At 63.9% G+C, this 25,126-nt stretch carries 14 protein-coding genes and 1 tRNA gene; 1 reads left to right on the top strand and 14 read right to left on the bottom strand.

All coding sequences use genetic code 11. The features are described from left to right. Positions 1 to 32: 32 nt before the first annotated feature. Positions 33 to 548, bottom strand: coding sequence for a disulfide bond formation protein B (locus DMY87_RS09460; RefSeq protein WP_110791077.1), 516 nt, complete (start codon positions 546 to 548; stop codon positions 33 to 35). A gap of 11 nt (positions 549 to 559) precedes the next feature. Continuing rightward, on the bottom strand, positions 560 to 1,141 hold the full coding sequence (locus tag DMY87_RS09455; RefSeq protein ID WP_110791076.1) for a YqaA family protein: 582 nt from the start codon (positions 1,139 to 1,141) through the stop codon (positions 560 to 562). A gap of 178 nt (positions 1,142 to 1,319) precedes the next feature. Here DMY87_RS09455 and DMY87_RS09450 point away from each other — a divergent pair. Further along, a tRNA-Leu gene (locus tag DMY87_RS09450) sits at positions 1,320 to 1,404 on the top strand. A 223-nt stretch (positions 1,405 to 1,627) separates the two neighbouring features. Here the strand turns inward: DMY87_RS09450 and DMY87_RS09445 are convergent. From DMY87_RS09445 to DMY87_RS09390, 12 genes are all read right to left on the bottom strand, one after another. Next, on the bottom strand, positions 1,628 to 5,734 hold the full coding sequence (locus tag DMY87_RS09445; protein WP_110791075.1) for a tandem-95 repeat protein: 4,107 nt from the start codon (positions 5,732 to 5,734) through the stop codon (positions 1,628 to 1,630). A 138-nt stretch (positions 5,735 to 5,872) separates the two neighbouring features. Next, on the bottom strand, positions 5,873 to 6,883 hold the full coding sequence (locus tag DMY87_RS09440) for an alginate lyase family protein (RefSeq protein WP_110791074.1): 1,011 nt from the start codon (positions 6,881 to 6,883) through the stop codon (positions 5,873 to 5,875). 110 nt (positions 6,884 to 6,993) lie between these two features. Next, on the bottom strand, positions 6,994 to 8,244 hold the full coding sequence (locus DMY87_RS09435; protein WP_165826193.1) for a tetratricopeptide repeat protein: 1,251 nt from the start codon (positions 8,242 to 8,244) through the stop codon (positions 6,994 to 6,996). Continuing rightward, entirely contained in the window at positions 8,228 to 11,005 is a 2,778-nt protein-coding gene (locus DMY87_RS09430; protein WP_110791072.1) for a tetratricopeptide repeat protein, read from the bottom strand. Before DMY87_RS09430 ends, DMY87_RS09435 begins: the two co-directional genes overlap by 17 nt. 65 nt (positions 11,006 to 11,070) lie before the next feature. Continuing rightward, positions 11,071 to 13,809, bottom strand: coding sequence for a tetratricopeptide repeat protein (locus DMY87_RS09425; protein ID WP_165826192.1), 2,739 nt, complete (start codon positions 13,807 to 13,809; stop codon positions 11,071 to 11,073). Further along, complete coding sequence (locus tag DMY87_RS09420) at positions 13,806 to 14,912, bottom strand: alginate lyase family protein (protein WP_110791070.1); 1,107 nt, start codon at positions 14,910 to 14,912, stop codon at positions 13,806 to 13,808. The genes DMY87_RS09425 and DMY87_RS09420 overlap by 4 nt, the downstream gene beginning before the upstream one ends. Continuing rightward, the gene (locus DMY87_RS09415; RefSeq protein ID WP_133253013.1) at positions 14,905 to 18,525 is read right to left on the bottom strand and encodes a NosD domain-containing protein; all 3,621 of its coding nucleotides are present in this window, start codon (positions 18,523 to 18,525) and stop codon (positions 14,905 to 14,907) included. Before DMY87_RS09415 ends, DMY87_RS09420 begins: the two co-directional genes overlap by 8 nt. Then, the gene (locus DMY87_RS09410; protein WP_110791068.1) at positions 18,525 to 19,934 is read right to left on the bottom strand and encodes a mannose-1-phosphate guanylyltransferase/mannose-6-phosphate isomerase; all 1,410 of its coding nucleotides are present in this window, start codon (positions 19,932 to 19,934) and stop codon (positions 18,525 to 18,527) included. Before DMY87_RS09410 ends, DMY87_RS09415 begins: the two co-directional genes overlap by 1 nt. Beyond that, a complete protein-coding gene (locus DMY87_RS09405; RefSeq protein ID WP_147412781.1) occupies positions 19,931 to 21,046 on the bottom strand; it encodes a PilZ domain-containing protein in 1,116 nt (371 codons plus the stop codon). The genes DMY87_RS09410 and DMY87_RS09405 overlap by 4 nt, the downstream gene beginning before the upstream one ends. A 21-nt stretch (positions 21,047 to 21,067) precedes the next feature. Then, positions 21,068 to 22,567, bottom strand: a complete 1,500-nt coding sequence (locus tag DMY87_RS09400; protein WP_110791066.1) for a glycosyltransferase — start codon at positions 22,565 to 22,567, stop codon at positions 21,068 to 21,070. Continuing rightward, positions 22,551 to 23,861 (bottom strand): nucleotide sugar dehydrogenase, encoded by a 1,311-nt coding sequence (locus DMY87_RS09395; protein WP_110791065.1) that lies wholly within the window; start codon positions 23,859 to 23,861, stop codon positions 22,551 to 22,553. Before DMY87_RS09395 ends, DMY87_RS09400 begins: the two co-directional genes overlap by 17 nt. Positions 23,862 to 24,095: 234 nt before the next feature. After that, positions 24,096 to 24,794, bottom strand: a complete 699-nt coding sequence (locus tag DMY87_RS09390; RefSeq protein ID WP_147412782.1) for a Crp/Fnr family transcriptional regulator — start codon at positions 24,792 to 24,794, stop codon at positions 24,096 to 24,098. Positions 24,795 to 25,126: the final 332 nt, after the last annotated feature.

Raw genomic sequence — 25,126 nt, 5'->3', positions numbered from 1 at the left:
GGCGGCTTGTCCCGCCGGTCTCCGTTTGCTGCTTACGCAGCCCGCTTGCGGACAACGCCCCAGATCGCGAGGGCGGCCAATGCCGCGCTCGTCAGCACGTTCCAGCCCGCGAAAGACAGGCCGAGGACCCTAAGCGTCGCTTCCGTGCAGGAGGGCGCCTTGGTGGCGTTCAGCGCATCCAGCACATTGACCGGCGTGTCGCCGCCGGTGGCGCCGATGGTGCAGCTCGCCGGTCCCTCCCAGAATTTCCACTCGACACCCGAATGATAGATGCCAAGCCCCATGCCGACCAGCATCAGGGCTGCGATGGCCAGAAACAGCAGTTTCGTGACAACAGGCGGCAGGCGCAGGATCGAGGAGAGCACGGCCGCCAGACCGACGCCGATGCCGATGTAATAGGGATTGCGCTGCATCAGGCAGAGCGCACAGGGAATATAGCCGCCGATATGCTCAAAGCCGAGGGCCGAGCCGACGACCAGAGCCATGCCAAAGGTCAGCAGGATCGCAAGGGCTGTATCGGAACGCAGAAATGCGGGATGGGTGTTCATCGCGATGACTTTCAGAGGATGACCTTGACCAGGTAGAAGCCGCCCAGGAGCAGCACCATGAAGAGGGTGAAAAGAAGGCCGAGATATTTTTCGATGAAGAGCCGGATCGGTTCGCCGTAGAGCTTCAGCAGGAAGGCGACGAGCACAAAGCGCGCGGCGCGGCCGATGATGCTGACGATGGTGAAGACGAGAAAGTTGAGGCCGGTGGCACCCGAAAAGATGGTCAGGACCTTGTACGGAAAGGGTGTGACGGCGGCAAACAGGACACCCCAGCCGCCCCAGCTGTTGTACCACTGCGCCACCTGGTCGAAGGCATCTTCCTTGCCGTAGAGGGCGAGGATCGGCCGGCCGATGGCTTCGAAGAGAAACATGCCGATGGCATAGCCGAGAAAGGCGCCGAGCACGGACGAAACCGTGCAGACCACGGCAAGCCGTAACCAATGGTCGCGCCTTGCGAGCACCATCGGGATCAACAGGACGTCAGGCGGGATCGGAAAGAACGAACTTTCGATAAAGGAGACGCCGGCCAGTGCTTTTTCGGCATGACGGGTGCCGGCCAGTGACATGGTCCAGTCGTAGATGCGACGCAGCATGAGATATTCCGTGGCGAGATGTTCGGGCGTTTTATGGGACCGCGCCGCGCCTGTAAATGCTCCCGCTGTTTCCCGGTCCGGAGCCCCGGAACATTTGCGTGATGGACCTCGACCAAAAAGGCTGTTGACCGGAGCCCAAGCCTTCGTATAGTCCGGCGCTGTCATCCGATGCTCATGTGCCCCGTTGGCGGAATTGGTAGACGCGCCTGACTCAAAATCAGGTTCCGAGAGGAGTGCTGGTTCGATTCCGGCACGGGGCACCAAGAGCTTTCACCGCCCAGAGGCGCGTGCGGCTCCGTCTTTCCAATCTGGTGATTTCCCCTTGATCGATTCGTCTGCGCCTCCAGCGCCGGTGTTCGCGCCGGGATAGCCTCTGCTAGCTGGCGGTGATCGCACCCGATGCATAACCAGACCGCCGGTCAGTCGCTGATCGACTGGCCGGCGGTCTCTTGCATTCTTCAATCCGGTTCGCCCGGCTCTTTCCGCTTATACCAGCGTGGTGTCCTCGACGACGAAGTCGAGATAGGTCATCGCGAGGTTCTTCGAGATGGTGGCGAACTGGATGGCGGCTGCGCCGCCGGCGCCGTCGGCATCGTAGAGCAATATACCGGCGGTCTTGTTGTAGATGATGTGATCGTTCGCATCGAGTGCCTGGGTGCCGGTGACGAATTCCGCCGCTGACAGCTGGCCCGTTGAAAGGGCGGAAAAGATCGCCTTGTCGAGCACGATCGTGTCGTCCACCACCTTGAAGTCCTTGATGGCATCGACATTCGCGGCAGAAAGCGCCGTGGAGAAGACGAAGCTGTCCTTGCCGTTGCCGCCGGTCAGCGAATCCTTGCCGAGCCCGCCGTCGAGGCGGTCGTCGCCATTGTTGCCGGTCAAGGTGTTGGAGGCGGCATTGCCGATCAGCACGTTGTTGAACTCGTTGCCCTTGAGCGAGACCGAGGATGTGCCGGTGGCCTTGACATATTCCACTTCGGAACCGGCCTGCAGCGTATAGGACGCGGTGGTGATGACGCGGTCGTAACCCTCGCCGACAACTTCGATCACCTTGTCGCCCGAGGCATCGACATAATAGGTGTCGTTGCCGGCATGGCCATACATGGTGTCGGAGCTCTTCAGTCCGTCGATCGTGTCATCGCCAGCGCCGCCATGCAGGATATTGCTGCTGTTGGTGCCGGTGATGACCTGGCCGGTCGAAGGCGGCGTGACGGAAATGGTGAAGCTCTGGGCGGCACTGACCGCTCCAAGCGGATCGACCACCTTGTATTGGAAGGTGAAATCGCCGGTGGCGCCCGAAGCCGGCGTGTAGGAGAAGCTGCCATTGGGATTGAGCGTCAGGCCGCTCAGCCCGCTGACGAGGGCATAACTGATGGCATCTCCATCAATATCCGTGCCGGTCGGCAGGTTTCCGCTGATCACGGTGTTGGTCTGGCCGCTGGCTGCATTGCCGGCGACGGCGGCTGTCGGCGCGTCATTGACCGGGACCACGGTGATGGTGAAGGCCTGAGCGGCACTCTGGGCGCCGGAGGGATCGCGGACGGCATAGTTGAAGGTGACAGGGCCGTTGGCATTGGCGGCGGGCACGTAGGAGAAGGTGCCGTTTGCGTTCAGGGTCAGACCCGCAACGGTGCCGACCTGGACATAGGTGAGTGCATCCCCGTCGATATCACTGCCCGTGGGCACCGAGCCCGTGATCGTCGTGTCTTCGTTGCCCGAGGCCGTGTTGCCGGCAGCGGCGGCTGTCGGGGCGTCGTTCACGGCGTTGACCGTGATGGTGAAGGCTTGGGCGGCACTCTGGGCGCCGGAGGGGTCGCGGACGGCATAGTTGAAGGTGACAGGGCCATTGGCATTGGCGGCGGGCACGTAGGAGAAGGTGCCGTTTGCGTTCAGCGTGAGGCCTGCAACGGTGCCGACCTGGACATAGGTGAGCGCATCCCCGTCGATATCGCTGCCCGTGGGCACCGAGCCCGTGATCGTCGTGTCTTCGTTGCCGGAAGCCGTATTGCCGGCAGAAGCGGCTGTCGGGGCGTCGTTGACCGGATTGACCGTGATGGTGAAGGTCTGGGCTGCGCTCTGCGCGCCCTTTGCATCCACCACCATGTAGGAAAAATTGACCGGGCCCGTGGCATTGGCCGGCGGCTGGTAGGAGAAGCTGCCATTGGCGTTCAGCGTCAGGCCCGATACGGAACCGACCTGGACATAGGTGAGGGCGTCGTTTTCGGCGTCGCTGCCGGCCGGCACGGATCCTGATATCAGCGTGTCCTCGTCGCCGCTCGCGCTGTTGCCGGTGGCCGATGCCGTGGGCGCCGTGTTCTGCGGAATGACCACGTCGGTGCCGAAACCGTAGTCCTGTGCGGAGAACGCAACTTCGCCGACCGGCGTCTTGATGCGGAAGGTCTCGGTATAACTGCCGTCCTGGACCATCCAGTTGCCGCTGCCGAGATCGACCAGTATGGCGGCCGAGGAGAAGCCGGTGAAGACGATCGAATCCCCCAGCGCAGCCCCCTTGCCGGTGAAGTCCTCGATGACATCGCCGGCGAATTCGCCCTTGCGCAGGATGAAGGTATCATTGCCGGCATCGCCATACAGCTGGTCCGCGCCAAGCCCGCCTTCGATGACGTCGTCGCCGTCCATGCCGTGGATCTTGTTGACCCCGTCATTGCCCTTGATCACGTTGGACAACTCGTTGCCGGTTGCGTCGCGGTTGAGCGTGCCGGTCAACGTCAGGTTTTCGAGATTGGCGCCGAGCACATAGGTGAGCGAGCTGACGACGGTGTCGATGCCTTCATCGGCAAGTTCGATCACGGTGTCGCCGGTGTGGTCGATGACGTAGGTGTCGTTGCCCTTGCCGCCGGTCATGCTGTCGGCGCCGGCCTTGCCGTCGAGCACGTTGTTGCCGTCATTGCCGATCAGCGCATTGGCGGACGCATTGCCGGTGCCGTCGAGATTGCCGGTGCCGAGCAGCACGAGTTTTTCCACTTCGGTGGCCAGCGTGTAGCTGACCGTGCTGTAGACGGTGTCGTAGCCGCCCGCGCCGAGATTGTCCTTCTCGACGATGGTGTCGCCGACATTGTCGACGAAATAGGTGTCGTTGCCATCCCCGCCCTGCATCAGATCGGCGCCAAGGCCGCCATCCAGGATATCGGCGCCGCCGAGGCCCTCCAGTTCGTTGGCGAGTGCATTGCCGACGATCTCGTTTGCCAGCGCATTGCCGGTGCCGCGAATTGCCGTGCCGGTGAGGAAAAGATCCTCGACATTGGCCGACAGGGTGTGGTTCAGGGAGGCGATGACGGTGTCGTGGCCGGCATTGAGCTGCTCGGTCACCACGTCGAGCGAATGGTTGACGATGTAGATGTCGTCACCGCCGAGACCGGCAAAATTGTCGCCGCTCGCGGTGCCGTAGAAGATGTCGGCGCCTTCGGTGGCGGAATGGGGCGGGATGAAGATGTCGCCGCTGACTTCGCCGGTCACCGTGTTGCCGTAGACGACGGTGCCGGACGGGTTGTCGGCGGTCGAATTGGTCGATTCCTCGCGAATGCCATAGCGGGCCCGGACGGCGCCGTCGGCATAGATGATGTTGTCGTAGATCTGGGTGTTTTCGGAATAATAGGTGCGCGACGGGCTGACGGCCGTATCGACCCGCAGGCGGATGTTGATCTCGTCATAGACGCCGTTGGCTTCCTGCGAGTTGTTGTAGACGGTGTTGTCGTGGATCACCGTGTTGGTGGCGCCCTCGATGCGGATGCCCTGGCGCTTGTTGTCGTGAATGTCGGCACCGGTGACCGTGACGTGGTCGGAGAGCTTGATCAGGATGCCTTCGCGGGCGTTGGCGTAATATTCGCCACCGATGACCATGATGTTCTCGGGCCAGGGAATGGTGTCCTGCCCCTCCGGGAAGATGTCGCTGCGCTGGGTGACGAGGCCGGCACCGCCGTTCTGATAGGCGGTGTTGTTCTCCAGCACGAGATCGTTGCTGCTCGTGGTGATGTTGAAGCCGTGACGAACGTTGTTGTAGGCAATGTTGTTGCGGTAGATACCGCCCTCGACATAATCGGCGACGAAGCCGTCCTTGCCGTTGTCGTGCGAGATGCAGTTCTCGACCAGGAGATCATAGGTGATCTCGTGCGGATTGACGCCATAGGCGTTGCAATTCATCACCTCGACGCCGCGGATGGTGATGTCCTGATGGATGAGGCCATTGCCTTCCTTCACCCCGGTGATGATGCCGGCCTGATGTTCGATATTGTTGGCGCGGTTGCCGTCGATCGTCAGGTTCTCGATCACGACATTGCTGGCGTTCTGGTCGACCGGCGTGCGGATCATGCCGTTGATGCGGGCATCGAAGTGATCGACGAGCTTGAGCACGGTTTCGCCGATTCCGGCGCCGGTCAGCGTCACGTTCGAGCGGACTTCGATGCAGCCATCCGAGGAGTTTGCCGGGTTGCCGGTCATCAGGAAGGTGCCGGCCGGGATGTAGACGGTGCCGCCGCCGGCGGCATAGGCCGCATCGATGGCCGCCTGGATGGCTGCACTGTCGACGGTGTCGTCATTCGGGGTTGCGCCATACTCCAAGACGTTGAAAATTGCCATGTTTTCCCCATCGCCCCCAGGGCCGTTTCCTCAATTCCTCCGAGTTTAAGAGGGGCGCAAAGGAAAGGATATAAACACAGATCAACGATGGGAGGTTTTATTTGAGTGGAGAAAACTAATATTTGAATGAGTTGAAAATCAGAAGTTTTTTACGTCGCCAGTCGTGCCCATGTCCTCAAGGCGTGGCGGAACAAGCGCAATGACTTCGAGATGGCGTGGGGAGGGCGTGCGCTGCTCAAGCCCCGTGCGCCGCGCGAAGTCGCGGGCGCTGGCCTCTCCGCGCGAGATCAGGCGATAGAGGCGGTCAAGCCGGTCCTCGCAGGGGAGCGGTCTCGATCCCGAGGCCGAAAGGCGGATGGCGAGGCGCGCGAGCGCGCCATAGGCATACAGGTGATACTCATAGGCGCGATCGGCGCGGGCGAGTTCAAGGGGCAGGTAACCGAGGGTGTCGACCTGGCAGGCGCCGATGGCGAAGGCGTCCTTCGACCATTCCCGCATGGGCTTTTCGCCGAGGATTTCGGCAATCTCGGCGACGGCGATGCCGGCGAGATAACGGTGATTGTTGCGGCGTGCGGTCGGCCCGGCCTCGCCATCATAATAGGCCATGGTCTGGCGAGCGAGTGTGGCAAGCCAGGCGCGGATCTCGCCTTCGCCTCGCAGGTCCTGGCCGCGGGCCTGCAGCGTCATGACGATGCCGGCAATATCGGAGGTGAAACGGTCGCGGCTCAGATTGGCGTCCGAGGTCGCCATGTCGGTGAGCGCGCCTGTCGCGGCCCAGTGGCGCAGGGTGGCGATCGTGCAGGCGGTGGATTGGGGGTTGCCATTGCGGCGTGCCTCCAGCGCGAGGTTGCGGATCGCGTTGGTGACCGGCGCCAGCTGGTCTTCCCGGCGTTGCCGGGCCGCCGGATCAATCACCGATTTCGAGGCGATCGACTGGTCGTATTTGGATGCGGTCGCCAACCGGCGGGGCAGATCTGGCAAAGATCGGCAGGCATCAACCGATGGTATCGTCCGCGTGCGCAGCGCGATCTCGACCGGCTGCGCGGCGGCTTCCGAGGTCACCTCTGCGGATTGGCCGCTCGACGGCCCCGCCATGAGCAGCGCGGCGCCGAGAAACAGACAGAAACGGCGGGCGGTCTGCGTTGCCAACACGAAACTCCGGAACGAATTTCATGTCGGTATAAAGATGAAGGCTTACCCCGCACTTAATCTCAGACTGAAAATACAGTGTAAGATCATCATTTCCGCTCTGAAACAGGTCAGTTTCTTGCCGTTTCGACGATCTCGCGAGCATCGGCGACGGTCAGCGGGCCGAATTGCTTGGCGGCCTGGGCGGCGAGTTTGTTGCCGCCGGCGGCAGACAGGACCAGATAGGCGCGCGCGAGATCGTGCTGCTTGCTGTCGCTGGCATCGCCAAGCAGGATGAGCGCCAGCCGATACTGGGTTTCCGGGTCTCCGGCCCTGGCGGCCGCTTCGAGATGGGCCATACCCTTTTCGCGCATCTCGCCAGTCGCCGTCGCGCCGAAGAGGTAATGGGTGCCGAGCGCCAGATTGGCGGATGCGACGCCGGCCTGCGCCTTGTCCTCCAGGAAGGTCATGATGCGATCCGAAAGCGGCGGCTGGGTGACGGTCAGCAGGCGGCCGAGACCCTCATAGGCATCCGGATCGGCGGCGGCTGCTGCCTGGAAATAGAGATCGGCGGCCTTTGCCCGCGCGGGTTCGGTGCCGCTTTCCTCGTAGTGGCGGGCGAGGAAGATCGTGGCGCGGACATTGCCCTTTTCGGCCAGCGGCTGCAGCCATTCGAGCAGTTTCTCGTCGCCGTTCTCCATGGAGCCGGCCAGTTTTCGATAGGCGCCGGCAGCATTCAGCTGGCCGTTCTTGTCGAGCGAAACGGCGCGTTCCAGCCAGTAGAGGGCGAGTTCCGGCTCTTCGCGTCCGGGATGCATCAAGGCCTTGCTGATTTCCAGCATCTTGCGGCTGCGCTGATCGGACGGCACCTTGGCGAGCAGTTGATTGGCGCGCTTGGTGTTGCGCTGGACACCCCAGCCCAAGGCATAGGCGAGAGCTGCATTCTTCGAGGCGCTGAGATTGCCGCTGGCGCCGCCCTTGGCATACCAGCTTGCCGCTTCCTTCGGGTTCTTGGGGCCGCCGATCCCGTATTGCAGCAGGATTCCATAGGCATTGGCCGCAGCGCTCGATCCCTGCAGGGCCTCGCTGCGCAGCAGCGGACGCATCTGGGCCGCAGCCTTGAACGAGCGCGGGCCGATGCGGACGATGGCGCGAGCGACTTCGCGAACCGCAACGCGATCACCGCGCAAGGCGGCGGGAAGGTTTTGCCGCAGCATGGTTTCGGCGCCGGCCGCCAAAGCCGGGGGGGGCACCGGTATTGTGAGGGCGATGGCCAAACCGAGGCCGAAGGCGAAGGCCGTGCGGACGAGGGTGGAGGGTGCACGGCGCAGGCGCTGCGAGAGCATCGGTGGTGCAGCCTGAAACTTACTGAACGAAACCATTTTCAAGTGCCTTCTGATGCCAGGTTTTTGCGGATTTCGGATCGGACTCGACGCCGAAGCCGAGGTCGAGGGCGATGGCATATTGGAACATGGCTTCCGGATCGCCCTGTTCGGCGGCCATGCGGGTCCAGCTGGTGCTCTTGGCCGCCGAAACCTGGCCATCGATGCCGGAGGCATGGAAGCGCGCCAGGATCTTCATGGCGGCCACATCCTTACGGGCGGCGGCTTCTTCCAGCAGGTGGATGCCTTCATCACGGTCTGCACCGCTTTGGGTGGCCAGCAGCATGCCGAGGCTGCGCAAGGCCGTGACATTGCCGGCCTCCGCTACCGATTTCAGGGCCTTCAGGGCTTCGGCATCGGCGCCGCCATTAGACAGACGCGCGAGTTCCGGCACGGCCGTCTGTTCGTCGGCCATGGCTGCGCGACGATACCAGTCGATGGCCTCGGCGTGGCGGTTTCCAAGCTTGCCGCCGTCATAGAGCCGGGCGAGCGCCAGCGTCGCCTTGCCATAGCCGGCCTCGGCGCTCTTGAGCAAAAGACGGGCGGCCCGTTCGGCATCGTCGGGGGCTGCCGGAGTGAGGCCGAGGACAGCCTGGGCGAGCGCGAAGATCTGGCGAGGCGCACGGGCGGTGGCGACGTGCTCGGCGGTGGTCAGCACGGCTGCCGCCGTCTTCTCGTCGCCGAGCAGGCGATGCAGCCGTGCCTTCTGCGCCAGCGTGTCGATATCGCAGAGCAGGACGGTCTTAAGGCCGGTCGTGACCCGGTTCAGCACTGCCGGATCGGTCGGCAGGGCGGATAGAGCCTCCGCATTGCCGCGCTCGGCGGCACGGACGAGCCATTCGGCGGCTTCTGCTGCCGCTGCCTCGTCGGTCGCGGGCAGGTGCGCGAGCATCACCATGGCGTCCGTATTGCCGGCATTCGCCGCGCGTTGCAGCCGCTCGCGCGTCTCCCCGTCGATCGGCGAACCATTGCCGGATTTCAGACGGAGACGGGCAAGTTCGACATCAGCCGCCGGATCGAGGCTGGCCGACAGGGATTGCAACAGATCCGCGCTGCGCCCTGCATCTTCCCCAAGGCGGCCGTTGCGCAGGGCCTGGGCCAGAGCCAGACGCCCTGCGACCATGCCGTCGCCCGGCGCGCCGGCAGCCTCGATCAGGTTTGCCGCCGCCTTGGCACCGCTCTTGCCGGCATCCTTTCCGTCGCCGAGGATGGCAGCGGCACGTTCGACCATGGCGATGCGGTCGCCAAGGATGGCTGCCTGTTCGAACAGCGTGGCCGCCTGCGCCTTGTCCCCGGCATCCATCGCCAGCCTGGCCAGCTTGCGCAGGGCCAGCGGATTGCCAACCGAGGCGGCCTTGCGCAGCAGTGCCGGTTGGTCGAGGCCGGTATCCGGACGGCAGGCCGCGATGTCGGCGAGGGTCGTGGTGACCAGCGTCGAGCCGGCTGTCTCGGCCTTTTGCAGATGGGCGATCGCCGGTTCGACACCCCCACCCGACTTCAGGAGATAGCGGCCATAAATGGCTTCGGCATCGGGTGTGCCGGCAGCCAGAATGCGCTCGTACACGGCCTTTGCCTTTTGCGGGTCGGGTTTCGTTCCCTGCCCGGAGAGCATGGCATTGCCGAGGATGTCGAGCGTGAAGATCGAAACATCCGGCCGGGTGGCTGCCTGTTGCAGCACTTCCTGCAGGGCGGTGAAATCGGCCGTTGCGTTGAAATCACCCCGATGCAGGCGCGCGGCAATCAGGAAGGCATTGGGCTCGCCATTGGCCATGCCGAGCTGAAGCCGGCGACGGACGTCGTCGGTGTCGAGGCCTGATGTCAGATCCTGTTCGGCGAGGGCCGCGAGACCCGTTACCGAGCCGGCATCGACCGCCTGGGCCCAGTATCTGCGTGCGGCGGCCGGATCGGCTTCAACGCCGCGACCGGCGGAATAGGCGCGGGCCAGTTTTTCCAGGGCGTTGCGATGACCCGCCTTGGCCGCGACCTCGAACCAGGCTATGGCGCGGGCCGGCCCGTCCGGCAGGTTTTTGTCGAGCAGGAACTGGCCGACCTCGGCCGCCACGGCGCAATTGCCCGAGGCAAGCGCGGTCTGCAGGTTGATCGTCGCGAGATTGGCGAAATGGGCAGCGGCTCCCTCGAACGGGGCGGGCAGGGCGCCCGACGCGTAGAGCGTGGACAGCTCAAGAGCTGCCATGGGTTCGCCAAAACCGGCGGCGATGCCGAGGTACCGCGGTGCATCCGAAAGCGTCAGGTCGGGAAGTTCGCCGCGGGCAATCAACCGCCCGAGCGAGAGGGCGGCGTCTGTCTCCTGGGATGCCGTCGCTTCAACGAGCAGGCTCGCCGCGCGTTTCGGATCTTCCGGACCCGCCCGGTCGTCGAGCAGGAGCAGGGCCAGCCGGCGCCGGGCTTCCAGGGTGCCGCCGGTGCCCTGGGACACCAGCATTTCCAGCATGCGCCGGGCCAAGGGCATGTCGCGCGCGACTTCGCTGCCGCCGTCGATGAAGCGGATGGCATCGGCGAAGACCTGCTGCTGCGACACGGGAACGGGGCCGCCGGTCCAGCCATACCATTCGAAGGAGAGCGGGGCCGGGGTCTCCGGCTTGCGGCAGATCCGGCCATAATCCAGCGCCGGGGGCGAAACCGGATAGGGAAGCGCTTCCAGCGCCGCCGTTGCGGCATGGCTGCGGTCGCCAAGGCCGGCGGTCGCAAGGACCACGGTCGCGAGCATCAGTCCGAAGCGGCGGATACGAAACCCTTGCATGTGCTGTCCTCCAGTCGCGTTGCTTGCGTGCATTGTTCTCGGTATGGCGGCCATCGGCCCAGGCTTCAGTCTGCGGTGTCGGACACGATCGCGGCCTCCTTGGCCGTGATGCCCTCGCGAACCGCCTTCAGGGTGCGGGCAGCGAGAAGATTTCCGGAGCGCGCCGAGCGCTCGAACCACACCGAGGCCTGGGTCACGTCCTTGTCGACCCATTCCCCGGTCAGATAGGCAAGGCCGAGCTGATAGGCGGCATTGGGATGATTGCGCTCGGCCGCCTTCTGCAGCCAGGCAATGGCTTGACGCGTGTCGCTTTCCGCCTCCGGCCGAAGGGCGAAGACACGGGAGAGCTCATACATGGCGGCCGTGTTGCCGGCATTGGCGGCACGCTCCAGCCAGCCGAGGCCAGCCTCGCGCGACTGATTGAGACCGTAGCCGTTCAGCAGCATGTGGCCGAGGGCCGCCATCGCTTCCTTGTCGCCGGCATTTGCTGCCTCATACATGCGGGTGGCGGCGGCATCGGGCCGGATCGCGGGGCCGAAGCCGTTCAGGTAATACTCGCCGAGAGCCCGCTCGGCTGCCGAGGAACCACGGGCGGCCTGGGCATCGAGGAGTGCGACGGCCTTTGCGGGGTTGCGGCCGGCAGACGAAAAGGCAAGCCAATCGGCCTCCAGCAAGGTGGCTTTCGGCATGCGCATGCCGTTTTCGCTGCGGACATCGGCGACCAGAGATGCCGCCTTGCGAGCATCCCGCTCCACCCCGATGCCGAGCATGTAGGCGCGGGCAAGCAAGAGGCGGCTTTCCGGATCCTTCGGATTGTCCACGAGCACCTGCTGCAGCATGGCAATGGCGGCCGGGACCTTGTCGCGCTGCATGACCGACGACAGGTAGCTTGCGGCGAGGGCGGTGCGGGCAACCTGCGAACCGCTTTCCGCCGCCTTTTCGAGCATGGAAAAGGCCATGGCGGTTTGCTCCGGCGTGACCGCCATGGCCGACTTCAGCCGACCGAGAGACACCAGATCGCCAGGTTCCAGCTCATCCTGGCGGAGACCGGAGAGAAGGGCTGCGGCTTCCTGGACGTAGCCGGGCGTTCCGGTGGAGAAAAGCAGGGATGCAAGAGCGATCGTGTCCGTCGGGGTCTGAATGACGGATTTCGCCCGTTCCAGCACGATCCCGTCCAGTGTTCCCTGGCGCAGGCGGGCCGCGACTATGGCCAGGCCGCCGCGTGGGTCTCCGGCATCGATCTGGGTGAGATAGAAGCGGTCTGCTTCGTCGCGTTCGGCCTGATCGCGCGAGCCGGCCTGCATTTCTGCCAGCTCCCAATTGGCACGTTCCACGGCGCGCTCGCCCGCCCGGATGAACCAGCGTTTGGCAAAGCTGTCGCTGCGCGCCAGCTGATCGCCCTGACGATAGAGCTGGCCGAGCCGAAGCATGGCCTGGCCGACATTGTCGTCGGCTGCCTTGAACAGCAGGCGGATCGCCTGATTGCGGCTGAGCACGGCTTCCGACATGCGGCCATCAAGGGCCAGGCCGGCGACGGTGAAATTGGAATAGCCGACGCTGACGAAGGGGGTCTTGCGCAGGCTTTCGATGAGGGCGCGGGCGACCGCATCAGGCAGGGGCCTGCCATTGGCTTCCAGCCAGGCATTGTAGGCGAGTGCCGCGACGGTCCGGCCGTCCAGAGCCTGTTTCTCCAGAAGGGGCAGCAGAACCTTGCCAATCACCTCGGACTGGGCCGAGCGCCAATTCTGGTTGGCAAGATTGGCGAGGGCATCCGGATCGTCGGCGATCGGTTCGAGCGCCGCCATGATCAATTTCTGTCGTTCCTCCGGCGCTCCATCGAAGGCCAAGGCGATCTTCAGATCGAGGTTCGACAATTCCACCGATGCGGTGCGCACATCGGCTTCGCTCGCCTGCTGCAGCCACCAGCGGGCCTCGGCGCTCGAAACGGGCATGCCGGTCTCGGCGATGGCTGCGCGACCAAGGGCGAGTGCGGCATTGCGTCCGCCGGCGCGGGCGGCCTGACGGAAGAGATCTGCGGCGCGGGCTGGATCGGCCTCGACATTGAGACCGGTCAGATACTGGTCCCCCAGCTGTTCGACGGCCGTGACAGGATCGTTCTGCGCCGCACGCTCCAGCCATTGCATGGCTTTTTGCGGGTCGCGTTCGGTCAGGAGACCGTCGGCATAGATCTGGAAAAGGGCAAGCGCAGCGGGCGCCTGACCCGCTTCGGCGCGCTCCGTCAGGCGGGCAAGAACGGCCTGCCTGAGCGTGTCTCCGACCGAGACCCCGGCGGCGAGCAGATCGTTGACGGCGGCCGCACTGCCGAGCATGGCGGCCGCTTCGAGCCGGGGGATCGCCAGTTCCAACGGTACGTGACGGTTTTCCATCGCATCGACGGCGAGCAGATAGGTCGCATCGCCATTGCCCTGGAGTGCCAGGGCCTGAAGGGCCTGCTCGATTTCGGCAAAGCCTTCGCCACCCGATTGGCGCATCAGCAGGCGTCCCAGCGAGACGGTGACGGAGGGCGAGTTGTCACCCAGTTCGATTGCGCGGCGATAGGCGGAAATCGCGGCGTCGCGGTCGGCCTTGCGGATCGGGTTGTCGGCGCTGAAGATCAGGCCGTCGCGATAGAGATCGCCCAGCTGGCGCTGATCACGCGGCGTGGTGCTGCGGGAGAGGGTCTCGACCAGCGCCTGCTCCTTGGCGAAACGAGCGGCGAGATCCGCGTCCTCGGCTGCGGATGCGGACGGAAGCAGACCGAAGAGCACGAGGCCGACGGCAAGGATATGTGCAAGGCCTCTCATGGCTGCCCCCAGAAACATGTCGAATTTCCACCAATGAATTCATCGATCAGCGGTCGCCGCGCCACGATCTGGCGTGCAAAGAGACCCTTCAGCCGATCGAAGGCGAGGCCGTGGCCGGACAGCATGGCGGCTTCCGCCCAGCCCATGTAGTGGCGGCCGTGACCGCGGGTTTCGAGAAAACCGAGCTCCAGCTGGCGGAAGTCCTTTTCCGGCCCGGGAATGTGGTTTTCTGCGGCGTAAACCGCGACCAGAATCGGCGAGGAAATGCCGTTCAGCAGTGCGCCGAGCAAGGTGGCGTAGGAGCGGCCCTCGGGCGAGGTCTGGCTGTAGAAGTCCCAGCCATGGCCGCGCGCCGTCTCCGCCATCACCGTGAGGCTCGACAGTGTCTGGCGCTGGTACCAGAGGGCACGCGCGCCGCGTCTTGCCTCCAGAGCCAGAGTTCCGTCGAACCTGGTTTCGTCGAGGACGGTTTCATAGCGGGCGAGGCCCTTTTCCATCATGGCCTTGTCGCCGGTCTCTGCGCCCCAGACGGCGAGCACGCTGTCGGCCAGCACACGGTGATTGTTGTGGTCCACGTCGCCGTCGAAGGTGTGATCGATCTTGCGGACCAGGCCATCGATCCAGGAACGCAGGCGGCCGGATCGTTCGGTCTCAAGGCCGGGTTCGAGAATGGCATAGGCGACACTCAGCGGCAGCAGCTGGCGCTTGAGGGCATAATAGGCGTCGTTGATCTCTTCCGTCTCGGTGAAGGCTCCGGCAGCGGCCCATTGATCGAGCAGATCGGACAGGCGGCGGCGGGCATCGGCGTCGCCGGCGAGAGCCCGGCCGGAGAGCACCATGACGGCCCAGGAAAAATCCTCGGCCGAGGTATCGGAGCCGTAGCCTTCTGTCGTTGCCAGCCTGCGGATCGGCTTCAGTTTGGTCCAGGCGGGATCGATGGCGACGGCGAGGCAAAGCGCGCGAATGTCGCGATAGGCGTCGGTCTTCAGCGTTGCGGCACGGCTCTCGACATCGAAGAGGCCCGCCCAGCCTGACGCCGCTGCCGGAAGGGAAAGGCCCAGCGACAGAGTGGCGGCAATCGCAAGGGAGGTGAGGCTAGCCATCCCGCGCCGCCTCGCTGGTTGCGGCCGGAGCCGGGCTCAGCATCATGCCGGTGCAGATGTTGCGCTTGCGGGGTGGATGGGGCCAGCCGCCGAAATTGCAGCTTTGTACGGCCTCCTCCGGTTCGCAGCTGTCATCGGTGAGCAAGGCGGATGTCTCGCGCAGGCGGAGCAGGAAGGGAGAGAGCTGGCGCAGGTCGCCGGCAAAGATATTGTCGCGCTGGCGGCGATACATGTTGCCGTCGAGCTGCAGCTGCGCTGCACCCGCCACATTGATGGCGTCGGCATTCTCCGAGAAGAGATTGCCGCTGATCACGGCGGTAACCAGCATCTGGTAGGGGTCGAGCTCGAAGTTGCGGGTATGGCCCTCGGGCGACTGGCGCAGGTCGGCGACATAGATGTCGGCCCCACTCTGCGTGTTGGCGTCGACGCGGTTGTCGTACATGCCGACATCGGCGCTGTTGCGGATCTTGAAGCCGGCGCGGCGGTTGCGGCTCAGATCATTGGCTGCAGCGATGTTGCAGCCGCTTTCGTAGAAGGTGAGCCCGTCGCCATCATTGGCCACCGCCGTGTTGGCATAGACGATGTTTCGCACGCTGGTGCGGTCGAGCATGATGCCCGAGCCCTTGTTGTGCAGGGAGACATTGCCGACGATGAAACTGTCGTCGACTTCGCGCGAGACGATGATGCCGTGTTTCTTCTGGGAGCCATAGGCCGTGTTGAGCGCGATCAGCAGGTGGCGGGAGCGGTCATGCGGGTCGATGCCGTAGATGATGTTGTCGCGATATTCGTTGCCGATGACCCGGACATGGTCCACTTCGTAGCTGTAATAGCCATAACGCAGATTTTCGAAGCTGTTGTCGACGATGTTGCCGGTCGGGCGGTTGTCGTCGAAGGCATAGAGCGACTGGACGGCGGCCCCGCTGGACTGGGTGAGACCGAAGGCCTTGCTGCTGTCATAGCCCAGCATGGCGAGCCGGCTGCCGGCGATCTGGATGTCGCTGCCGCCCCAGGCGGTGATGAAGGGGCGGAAATTCGCCCGTGTCTTGTCTGACCCGACCGCAGGGCGGCCGGCAATCTCGTCATAACCGACGATTTCGGCATCCTGGACGACGAGGCGTCCGGCAACGGCGATGAAGGCACCCGACTGGACGCCGAGCTTGTACTGGCTGAATTCGGTGCCGGACATCAAGAGCGTCGCGCCGGGCAGGACGATGATGGGAACGCGGACGAGAAGGTCATCGCCGTCGACCACCAGCAGGCGGCGCGCCGAGGTTTCCGGTAGGTCGCGCAGGAGCGTACCGAGCGTTACGACGCCCTTTTCGACGGCGATATAACGCGGCCAGGTCATCTGCTGGGAGAGCTGGACCTGGTGGATGGCAGCTTCGCCGCCGGTGCTGAGCTTGAAGGCCTCGAGGCTGAACGGGCTGAAGCCGAGAATGGCGAGGTGGCCGACGCCTGCGTCAGGAGCTGGAACGCGGCCTCGCAGCATGGCTGCGTCGTGTTCGAAGATGTCGGGCATGCTCACGCCGGGCAGGGCTCGGGTGGATGGAGCCGGTGCGAGGATCTGATGCCGGCCGATGGTGAAATCGGCCGGCTGGCCCGCTGCCGCTGGTGTGGTCGACGCCAAGGGATCGATCTGCGGATCGTTCAGCCATCCCTTGACGTCGAGCGCTTTCGCCCGGGCCTCCGCCATGCGGCGCAGGGCCGGGACGCGCGCCTGCCAGGGGAGAGCGGCGACGCTGGTGACGAAGCTCTCGATCTCCCCGGTCTTCTCGAAGGATGCATATGCGAGATCCGCGCGCAGGGTTGCGGCGAGATCGGCCGGCAGGCGCCCCAGCCGGCCTTCTGCCGGCGCCAGGGCGCCCTGCTTGACGAGCAGATCGGCGATTTCGCTTTCGGCGTCGCGGCGCGCACCCTCATCGGTCAAGCTGTCGAGCAGGCTGTCGGCGCGGGCGAGTTCGCCAATGCGGGCAAAGGCGATCGCGATCTCGGCGCGGCTGTCGTCGACATCCTTTTCGTTGGCGAGCAGGGCCAGAGCCTCGTCGAGGATCTCGCGGGCCGATGCCTTGCCCTGCGTTGCAAGCGCGATCTCGATCAGGATGCGGCAGCGGCTTTCCTTGCCGGTGGCCTGAGCCAGATAATCGCGGGCAAGCCCCAAATTGCCTTTCTCGACGGCGTGATCGGCAAGCGCTTCGAGGACGCGGTCGCGATTTGCCCCGGCGCCGATCTCGGCGAGACTTGCGGTCGCCGCCTGCGTGTCGCCACGCTTGACCAGGGCACGGGCAATGCCGGATCGGGCATAGTCCTGATCTTCCTCACGCGAGATTTCGGAGAGCAGCTTGGTTGCCTCATCCAGCAGGTCGTCGTCGGCCAGGCCCTTTACCAGACGGGCCATGGCAAAGGATCGATCGTCACCGGCCGGCAATGCGCGGGCAAGGGTTTGCGCCGGCCCGAATTCTGCGAAGGTGGCAAGCGCCGAGACGAGATTGGCCGTGGCATTGGGATCGTCGAGCTTCAGCTTGGCATTCTGCAGCAGGATCTCGCGGCCGGCCTCGACATAGCCCTGACGGCGCAGATCCTTGGCGATGGCGATATCGGCATCGATGCGGGCCTTGGCCGTCAGCAACAGGGGGACGATCTCTCGGGCGCGCAGTGCCTTGCTGCGATCGATGCGGGCGTCGATCACCTGGCGGAGCGCCTTGTTCTGGTCGCGGTCGCGGGACATGGACTTTGCCGCCCGGAGTGCCAAAAGGTCTTCCCCCTTGTCGAGCGCCATGTGGAGGATGCCGTCGAGGAATTCGGCGCGGACGTCCTCGTCGCGGTCGAGTGCCTGGGCAAGGACGAGGGCACGTGCGGGGTCCTTTGCGGCGAGAGCAGCCTTGGCGAGTGTCGTCAGCGTCTCGGGGGCCGGATCGGCCATGCCCTCGGCGGCCAGCGCATCAAGAGCGACCGTCTGGTACATCTCGGCACGGGTCCGGGCGAGAACGACGGAATTGGTGGCAATCTCCAGAATGCCCTCCGGGAGCTTGCCGCGCGGGAAAACGAGCACGGCGGCATTCAGCGCGCCGTCTCGCGTTGCATCCCGCTCGATCGCGCGTGCTTCCTCGATGGCCAGGGTCGCCAGACGTTCGGCTTCGGCCTCCTGGCCGGCGCGGACATGGGCGGCGGCCAGTGCCGACCAGCCGGCAGAACGGTAGGCAGGGTCCCGGATCGTTTCCATCGCGGCCTTGGCATCGAGATCGGCCTGCAGGCCGGCATCGCCGGGGCCGATCAGCGCGGTCAGGGCCTCGACGAGGCTCAGGCGAAGGACATCGGGCGTGATCGCCTGGGCCGCCAGATCCTGCAAGGCCTTCTGCGCACCGTCATCGGCCTGATCGTTGCGTCCAAGCCCTTCCAGGACGCCGATCGCATCCACGGCCTCGTCCAGCAGGCGGACACGTGCATGAGGATCCCGCTCCGCATCCAGCTTTACGGTGCTTTCGGTCACGATGGTGCGGGCCATGTCGACCTCGCTCTCGATGGATGCCGAGGCCGGCACGGCCCAGGCGAGACAGGCCGAGAGCAGGGCCATTCGCAGCCGGCGTCCGGCGGAGGGGGGCAACAACGCGGCCATCAGCCCACCTTTCGCTGCTGGCCGAGGCTGCCGACCTCTTCCGCCGTGCGTGTGACGCTCAGCATGAGGATCGCGGTCTGATCGCCGGGATTGCTGAAGGTCAGCTTCTGGCGTGAGCGGAGATCCAGCCCGAAGCCTTGGGTCAGGACCGTTTCTCCGTCTGGCTGGCCGAGCATCGCTTCGCCCGACAGCACAACGATGCTCACCGAGGCCGGCACATCGTCCTGATCGAGTTCGAGCGTTGCGCCGGGCAGAATGTCGATGCGTTCGACCCGGAAACCCGGACCTTCTTCGAGCAGGCGGCGACTTCCGCCCGACTGCTGGCGCAGGAGGTGGCGATCGGCTGCGGGATGACCGGTCTTCGCCAGATGCTGGGCAATGAACTTCACGTCCTGGGACTGGGCGCGGGACGCGACCAGCAGGACATCATCGGTATCGACCACGACGATGTTGGAGAGGCCGATGACCGAAATCAGACGGCGCGAACCGCTGATATAGCTGCGGCGAACGTCCCGCAGCAGCACATCGCCCTTGAGGACGTTTTCCTCGCCATTGTGCTGGCCGGTTTCCCACAGGGCTTCGAAGGAACCCAGATCGTTCCATTCCGGCGAGACCGGCAACACGCCGAGCCTTGACGAATGCTCCATGACGGCATGGTCGATGGAGATTTCCGGCGCGGTGGCGAAGCTTTGCGACAGGCGCAGGCTGTTCTGCGTTCGGCCTGCCTCCGCGATCCCGGCGTCGACGGCGGACAGGACGTGCGGCGCGTGGTCGGCGAGCTCGGCGAGAATGGTATCGGCGCGGAACATGAAGATGCCGCTGTTCCAGGTGTGGCGGCCATCGGCGACGAGGCGGGAGGCGTGATCGAAGTTCGGCTTTTCGACGAAGCTCATGACCTTCAACACCTCGCCTTCGCCTGCCGGTTCGGCCTCGATGTAGCCAAAACCGGTTTCCGGTGCCGTCGGCCGAATGCCGAAGAGGGCGATGCCGCCCTTCTCGACGAAGGCTAGAGCAGCACGATAGGCATCCTGCAGCCGGTCGGGCCGGCCGATGCGGTGGTCACTCGGCACCACCAGCATGACGGCGTCTGGATCTTCGGCGGCGAGAATACGGGCGGCGGCGGCAATGGCCGGTGCGGTGGAGCGCATCGCCGGTTCGATGAGCACGAGCGGGGCCCCGGCCGGATGGTCGATCTGCTGCAATTCATATTGAACGCGGGGTTCCTGCAGCGTGTTGACCAGCACCGTGGCGCGGCCGAATTCGCCGTCGCGGAAGCGGGCGAGGGTATCCTGGAAGAGAGAGTGCTCGCCGCCCAGCGTCTGGAACTGTTTGGGCTCCAGGCGCCGGGACAGCGGCCAGAGGCGGGTGCCCGAGCCGCCGCAGAGAATGACGGGACGGATCCGGGTCATGGCTTGATCTCCTGCGCGGCCGTTTCCGTGCCGAATACGCCAGCGACCGTGTGGACGAGGCGACCGATCGCGCTTTCGCCGAAGAGATCGAAGCGAACCTCGACCGGCTGGCCGATCATGTCCGTGGACAGCGTCTTGTTCGGGGCGATCAGCACGGTCAAGGGATCACGTGGCAGGTCCGACTGCGATCCGCCCTTGCCAGGCAGCCAGAGGATCTCGGCATTGCTGACATGGGTGCCGTCGGGATAGACGAGCGACGCGCTCTTCACGCCGTAAAGGCTCATCAGCTTGTTGTCGCTGACGGCGGCCGAGACCACGATCGGGGCGTCGGCGCGCATCAGCCGGACGATGGGATCGCCGGTGCGGACGAAATCGCCGCTGGCGAAGCGCTGTTCGGTCTGGACGCAGTCGCAGGGGGATTCCACCGTGATGGGATCGCCGACAGCCGGATTGACCGTGATCAGCGGCTCGCCGAAGGCGAGTTGCGCCTTTTCGTTGAGGAAGGTGATACGCCCGACGGCCGGGGAGGCGACATTGACCGTCTTGGCGGCAATGCTCGCGCTTTCCGGGCGCACCACATAGAGTTCGTCATAGACATTCGCAGAGAGGAAGGCGACGAGCGCCGCACCAATGGCGGCAACACCGGCGGTGGCCGCCACGCGGCGACCCAATTGGGCGATGCGGCCTCCGGTCGACAGGCGCGGCGGCGGCGGTACCTGCTTGGAGCGGACCATGTCCGTGCGACGGGCGACATCGAGCACGTCACCGGCTCTAACGACCTCGCCGGAAATGATGGCGTCGGTCATGTATCGCAACAGGCTGATCTGGCTGTCTTCCAGGGCGGTGAAAACGAGGCTGGTGCGGCCCTCGCTATCCGTTGCGTACAAAACCTCGGAGGGCACGTGGGTCAGGCTGAAATGATAGCCGCTGAAGGGAATGGTCAGGTGGGCCATCACCTTCTTGCCGGCGGAAAAGCCTTTGGCGTTGATGGCAAAGCCATTCATCGACCAATCGTGCACGTCATATTCCCGTCCGTCGATCGTGGCCTTCATGGGCAATGGATATCGGGGGTGCTGACGCTGGAGTTCAGCTTCGTAAGATATGCCTCTCATGATCGAGACTCCGGTTCGTGTTCACAGGCGGGGAATGGTGGTGATGCCGATCATCAAGCTGCAGGCGGTGATCAGTGCCAGGATGCTGACCGACTGGTAGAGCTTGGATTCGTATTTGCGGTAGGTGGCGAGCCAGTTGCGGTCCGCCTTGGCAAGCGTCGTGTTCTGGCGTGTCCATTTCTGGCGATCGAGATGGAAGAAGATGAACACCTTCATCGCCGAGCCGAAGATCTGGTTGAAGTAGAGCAGCAGGGGTGCCACGATCGAGACCTGGCGTCGGGCGGTCAGCAGCGAAAGCGTGATCGCGTAGCGTGAGGCGAGGATCCAGACGCCATAGACCAGAAGGGTGAAGGGCGAGACCAGCAGGGTGGCCAGGATGGCGCTGGTGACGCCGACCAGGCAGGTCCACATCGACAAACGCTGATCGAGGATGGCCCACCAGACGAAGTATCCGATCCGGCGTGGTCCAAGCGCCAGGGCACGCCTGTTGGTGCGCAGCATGTTGCCGTACCAGCGGACCATCAGCATGGCGGCGGAGCCGAAGAAGCTCTTGGATGGCGGATCCTCGATGGTCTTCACCATCACGTCCGGCAGATAAAGCATCTGGTAGCCGTTGCGCAGCAGCCAGAACCAACTCGACTTGTCATCCCCCGTCAGAAACTTGAAGCGGCCAAGCCTCGGGTGGTCGATGAAGTCGACCTCGACCTGGGCGACGAAATCGGGATTGCAGATGATCGAAGCGCGGAACATCGACATGCGGCCGGTGAGCGTCAGGACGCGGCGCGAGAGGCCCATGGAGGACATGAGGATATGGCGCTGGGCGAAGCGCAGGGCCCACCATTGCTGGAAGATCCACTTCCCATGCACTTCGGCGATTTCGTCCGTGGTCAGAGCGCCGACATTCGGATCATGGAAGAAGGGCGCGCATTGTTCGACAAGGTCTTCGGGAACCATGCTGTCGCCGTCGATCACCGCCACCATGGCATCCGGGGCGGGAAAGAGACGGGCAATGGCCCGGAAGCCGGAGGCGAGCGCATCGCGCTTGCCGCTGCCGTCGATCCGGACGATGACGAGGTCGACGGGATCTGTATCCGCCACCATCGCGGCATAGAGTTTCTTGATGATCCGCAGGTCCGAGAGATCGACGATCGAGGCCACCACCGTGGCCGGACCTGGCGCCTTCAATGCGGCGGCAAAGGCGGCGCGGTAGACTTCGATCGTCGTTTCCGTCGGGATGCGAAAGCTGGTGACCAGGAGATAGGAGGCAAAGCCTTCTCTCTTCCTGGCCATCGCTGCGCGTTTCATGCGCGGATACATATAGCTGCGATACACAACGCCGCGCAGGAAATGCAGGATGCCCCAGCCATAGCGCCATGCGCCGATCAGGCCGATGGCCAGCCCGGTCTTGCTGTCGATGATGGCATAGGCCTGGCTGGGCAGCGATGTCGCTGCCACAGCGATGCCCAGCACCATCAGGACGTGCGCGGCCGGGCTGTAGGTGAAGTCACCAGCAGATGCCATGATAATTGCCTTCGCTGCGCAGCGTCTTGTCGACGCGGACCAGGTCGATGATGTGGGTCTCGGGTTTGACCCGCTTCAGCGACCCGTTCATTTCGGCCCGGTTGCCGACCACGATCACATCGGAGTCCGAAAGCACGGAATCGATGTCTTCGTTAAGCAGTTCGGCCAGGTGCGGCAGGCGGGCACTGACGAAGCTCGCATTGGCACCGGTGAGGCGGTTCATCCGGATGTTCGGATCGAAGATCTTGATCTGGTAACCGCGGCCATAGAGGCGTTCGGCCAGCTCGACCAGGGGGCTTTCGCGCAGGTCGTCGGTGTCGGGCTTGAAGCTCAGGCCGACGATGCCGACCTTGCGGCTGCCCTGGTTGGCAATCAGGCTGTAGGCGCGGTTGATCTGCACCTCGTTGGCCGAGAGCGTCGCCTCGAGCAGCGGGGCCGGCGTGCCCTGGCGGCGCGACATGCTGATGAGCGCACGCAGGTCCTTGGGCAGGCAGGAGCCGCCGAAGGCGAAGCCGGGGGTGAGATAGGCCTTGGAGATGTTCAGCCGATCGTCCGCGCACAGAATGTCGAGGGCGACGTGGCTGTCGATGCCGGCCTTGCTCAGGATGTTGCCGATCTCGTTGGAGAAGCTGATCTTCAGGGCGTGCCAGGCATTGTTGGTGTATTTGATGCCTTCGGCCGTCTTGATGTCGACGACAAATTTCGGGCGGTTGATCGGGGCATGGATCGCTTCCAGCCGATCAAGCGTGAACTTGTCGGAGGCACCGAAGACGATGACGCCGGGGTCGTAATAGTCCTTGATCGCCGTGCTCTCGCGCAGAAATTCCGGCAGATAGGCGATGCCGAAATCTTCCGCGGCCTTCATGCCGGAGGCGGCTTCCAGCGCCGGGACGACGATGCTTTCGGTGGTGCCGGGCAGGCAGGTCGAGCGCACGACGACGGAGTGGAAGGTGTTCTTCAGCTTGATGGCAGCACCGATATCCTCGGCGACGCGCTTCAGATATTCCGTGTTGAGGCTGCCGTCCGGCAGGGAGGGCGTGCCGACACAGATGAGCGACAGATCCGTCGCGGCAATCGCCGCTGCGGCATCATGGGTTGCGGTGAGCCTGCCCGAGGCGACGCCGTCGCGGATGATTTCCTCGAGGCCGGGCTCGATGATGGGCGATTTTCCGGCCATCAACGGGCCGATCTTGTTGGGATCCGGATCGACCGCCGTGACGTGGTGGCCTTCCTTCACGAGGCATGCGGCTGACACTGCGCCGACATAGCCGGCACCGAATATACTGATCTTCATGCTCAGCTCCTTTGTATAGAGCCTCACTGAAACAAATAAAAGCGGCCACTACATCAACATTGGTTAACCAAAACGCAATTAAAATGTGAATTTTTTCAAATAAAAATGCGGCAGGCGAGACCGTCAGTCTCCCCCGCCGCCAAGGGCGACTTTTCGACGTTTTTATATATCTACAATCCGCCTGACGATATTTGCGACGTTTCTCAAGAACGGCCGGAGCTGTCCGCCTGGATGTCAGGCGGCGACGATCAGATCCTCGCCCAGTTTTTCCAGCATCGAGATGCTGTTCACCAGGATGCCGCCGCGGCTGGTGGCAATGACGCCGCGCCTGCCCATGTCGCCGATGATGCGGTTGAAGTGGATGTGGGTGACGCCGATGGCATCGGCGAGCAGCGACTGCGTGACCGGAATGAAGACAGGCCCGACCTGCCCGGCCGCTGCGGAAAGCCGGAGCGACAGTTCCTTCAGCAGCATGATCACACGGGCCCGGGCATCCCCGCGCCCGAGGCTGGTGATGTGATTGCGCATGATCGCGTTCTGCTCTTCGGCCAGTGTCCAGAGGGCCTGGTTCAGGCCGACGACGCTGTTGCTGAGGCCGATCAGGCTCTCGCAGTCGAAACGGTCGATGCGAACCGGGGTCACGGCGGCGATGCCGTGATCGATCACTGTCGGGTAGATATGTGGATTGCAGATGTCCCCGGCGGTGAGGAACATGATGACCTGGCGGCTGCCGTCCGGCAGCAGGCGGTACCGCATCGCGAGGCCATGTCCGATCGTCAGCACATGGCGTACGCTGGTGCCCGCACCCAGGATTTCGCTGCCCTTTTCAAGACAGGTTGAGCGAAAACCGACAGAATCCAGGATCGGACTTGAGCGTCCGGACGACGGCAGCAGCTGTGCCACGCGCCGCATGAAAGGTGATACATGGTGCATTTTCCGACGTCCCCAACGCCAACATGTCAGACTGAAAATGGCTGCACTTCTCACTATGGCCGTTCGCCGCTGATCTCGACGCACGGAAAATCCCAGGTACAAGACGTGCCCAGACATGAGCCGTCTCTGTCCTGTTCTCTTGACTGTTTCCCCTGAGTTTCTTGTCGCGTTTTCCGATCGCGGGACCGGAACTCCGCATTATATTGCGATAAGTAAGTACGTGCCAGGCATCTGCACTGCTTATGACTGGATGATACTAAATCTGAGCATATGAACAAGTGTGTAAATAGATTTTTTAGGAATTGTTTTTTGGGTTTCATTAATCCATGTAA

It is taken from the genome of Peteryoungia wuzhouensis, from assembly GCF_003205195.1.
In the GTDB taxonomy this organism is placed as follows: Bacteria; Pseudomonadota; Alphaproteobacteria; order Rhizobiales; family Rhizobiaceae; genus Allorhizobium; species Allorhizobium wuzhouense.
The sequence above is the reverse complement of the archived record's forward strand: the minus strand, read 5'-3'. Positions and strand labels throughout refer to the sequence as shown.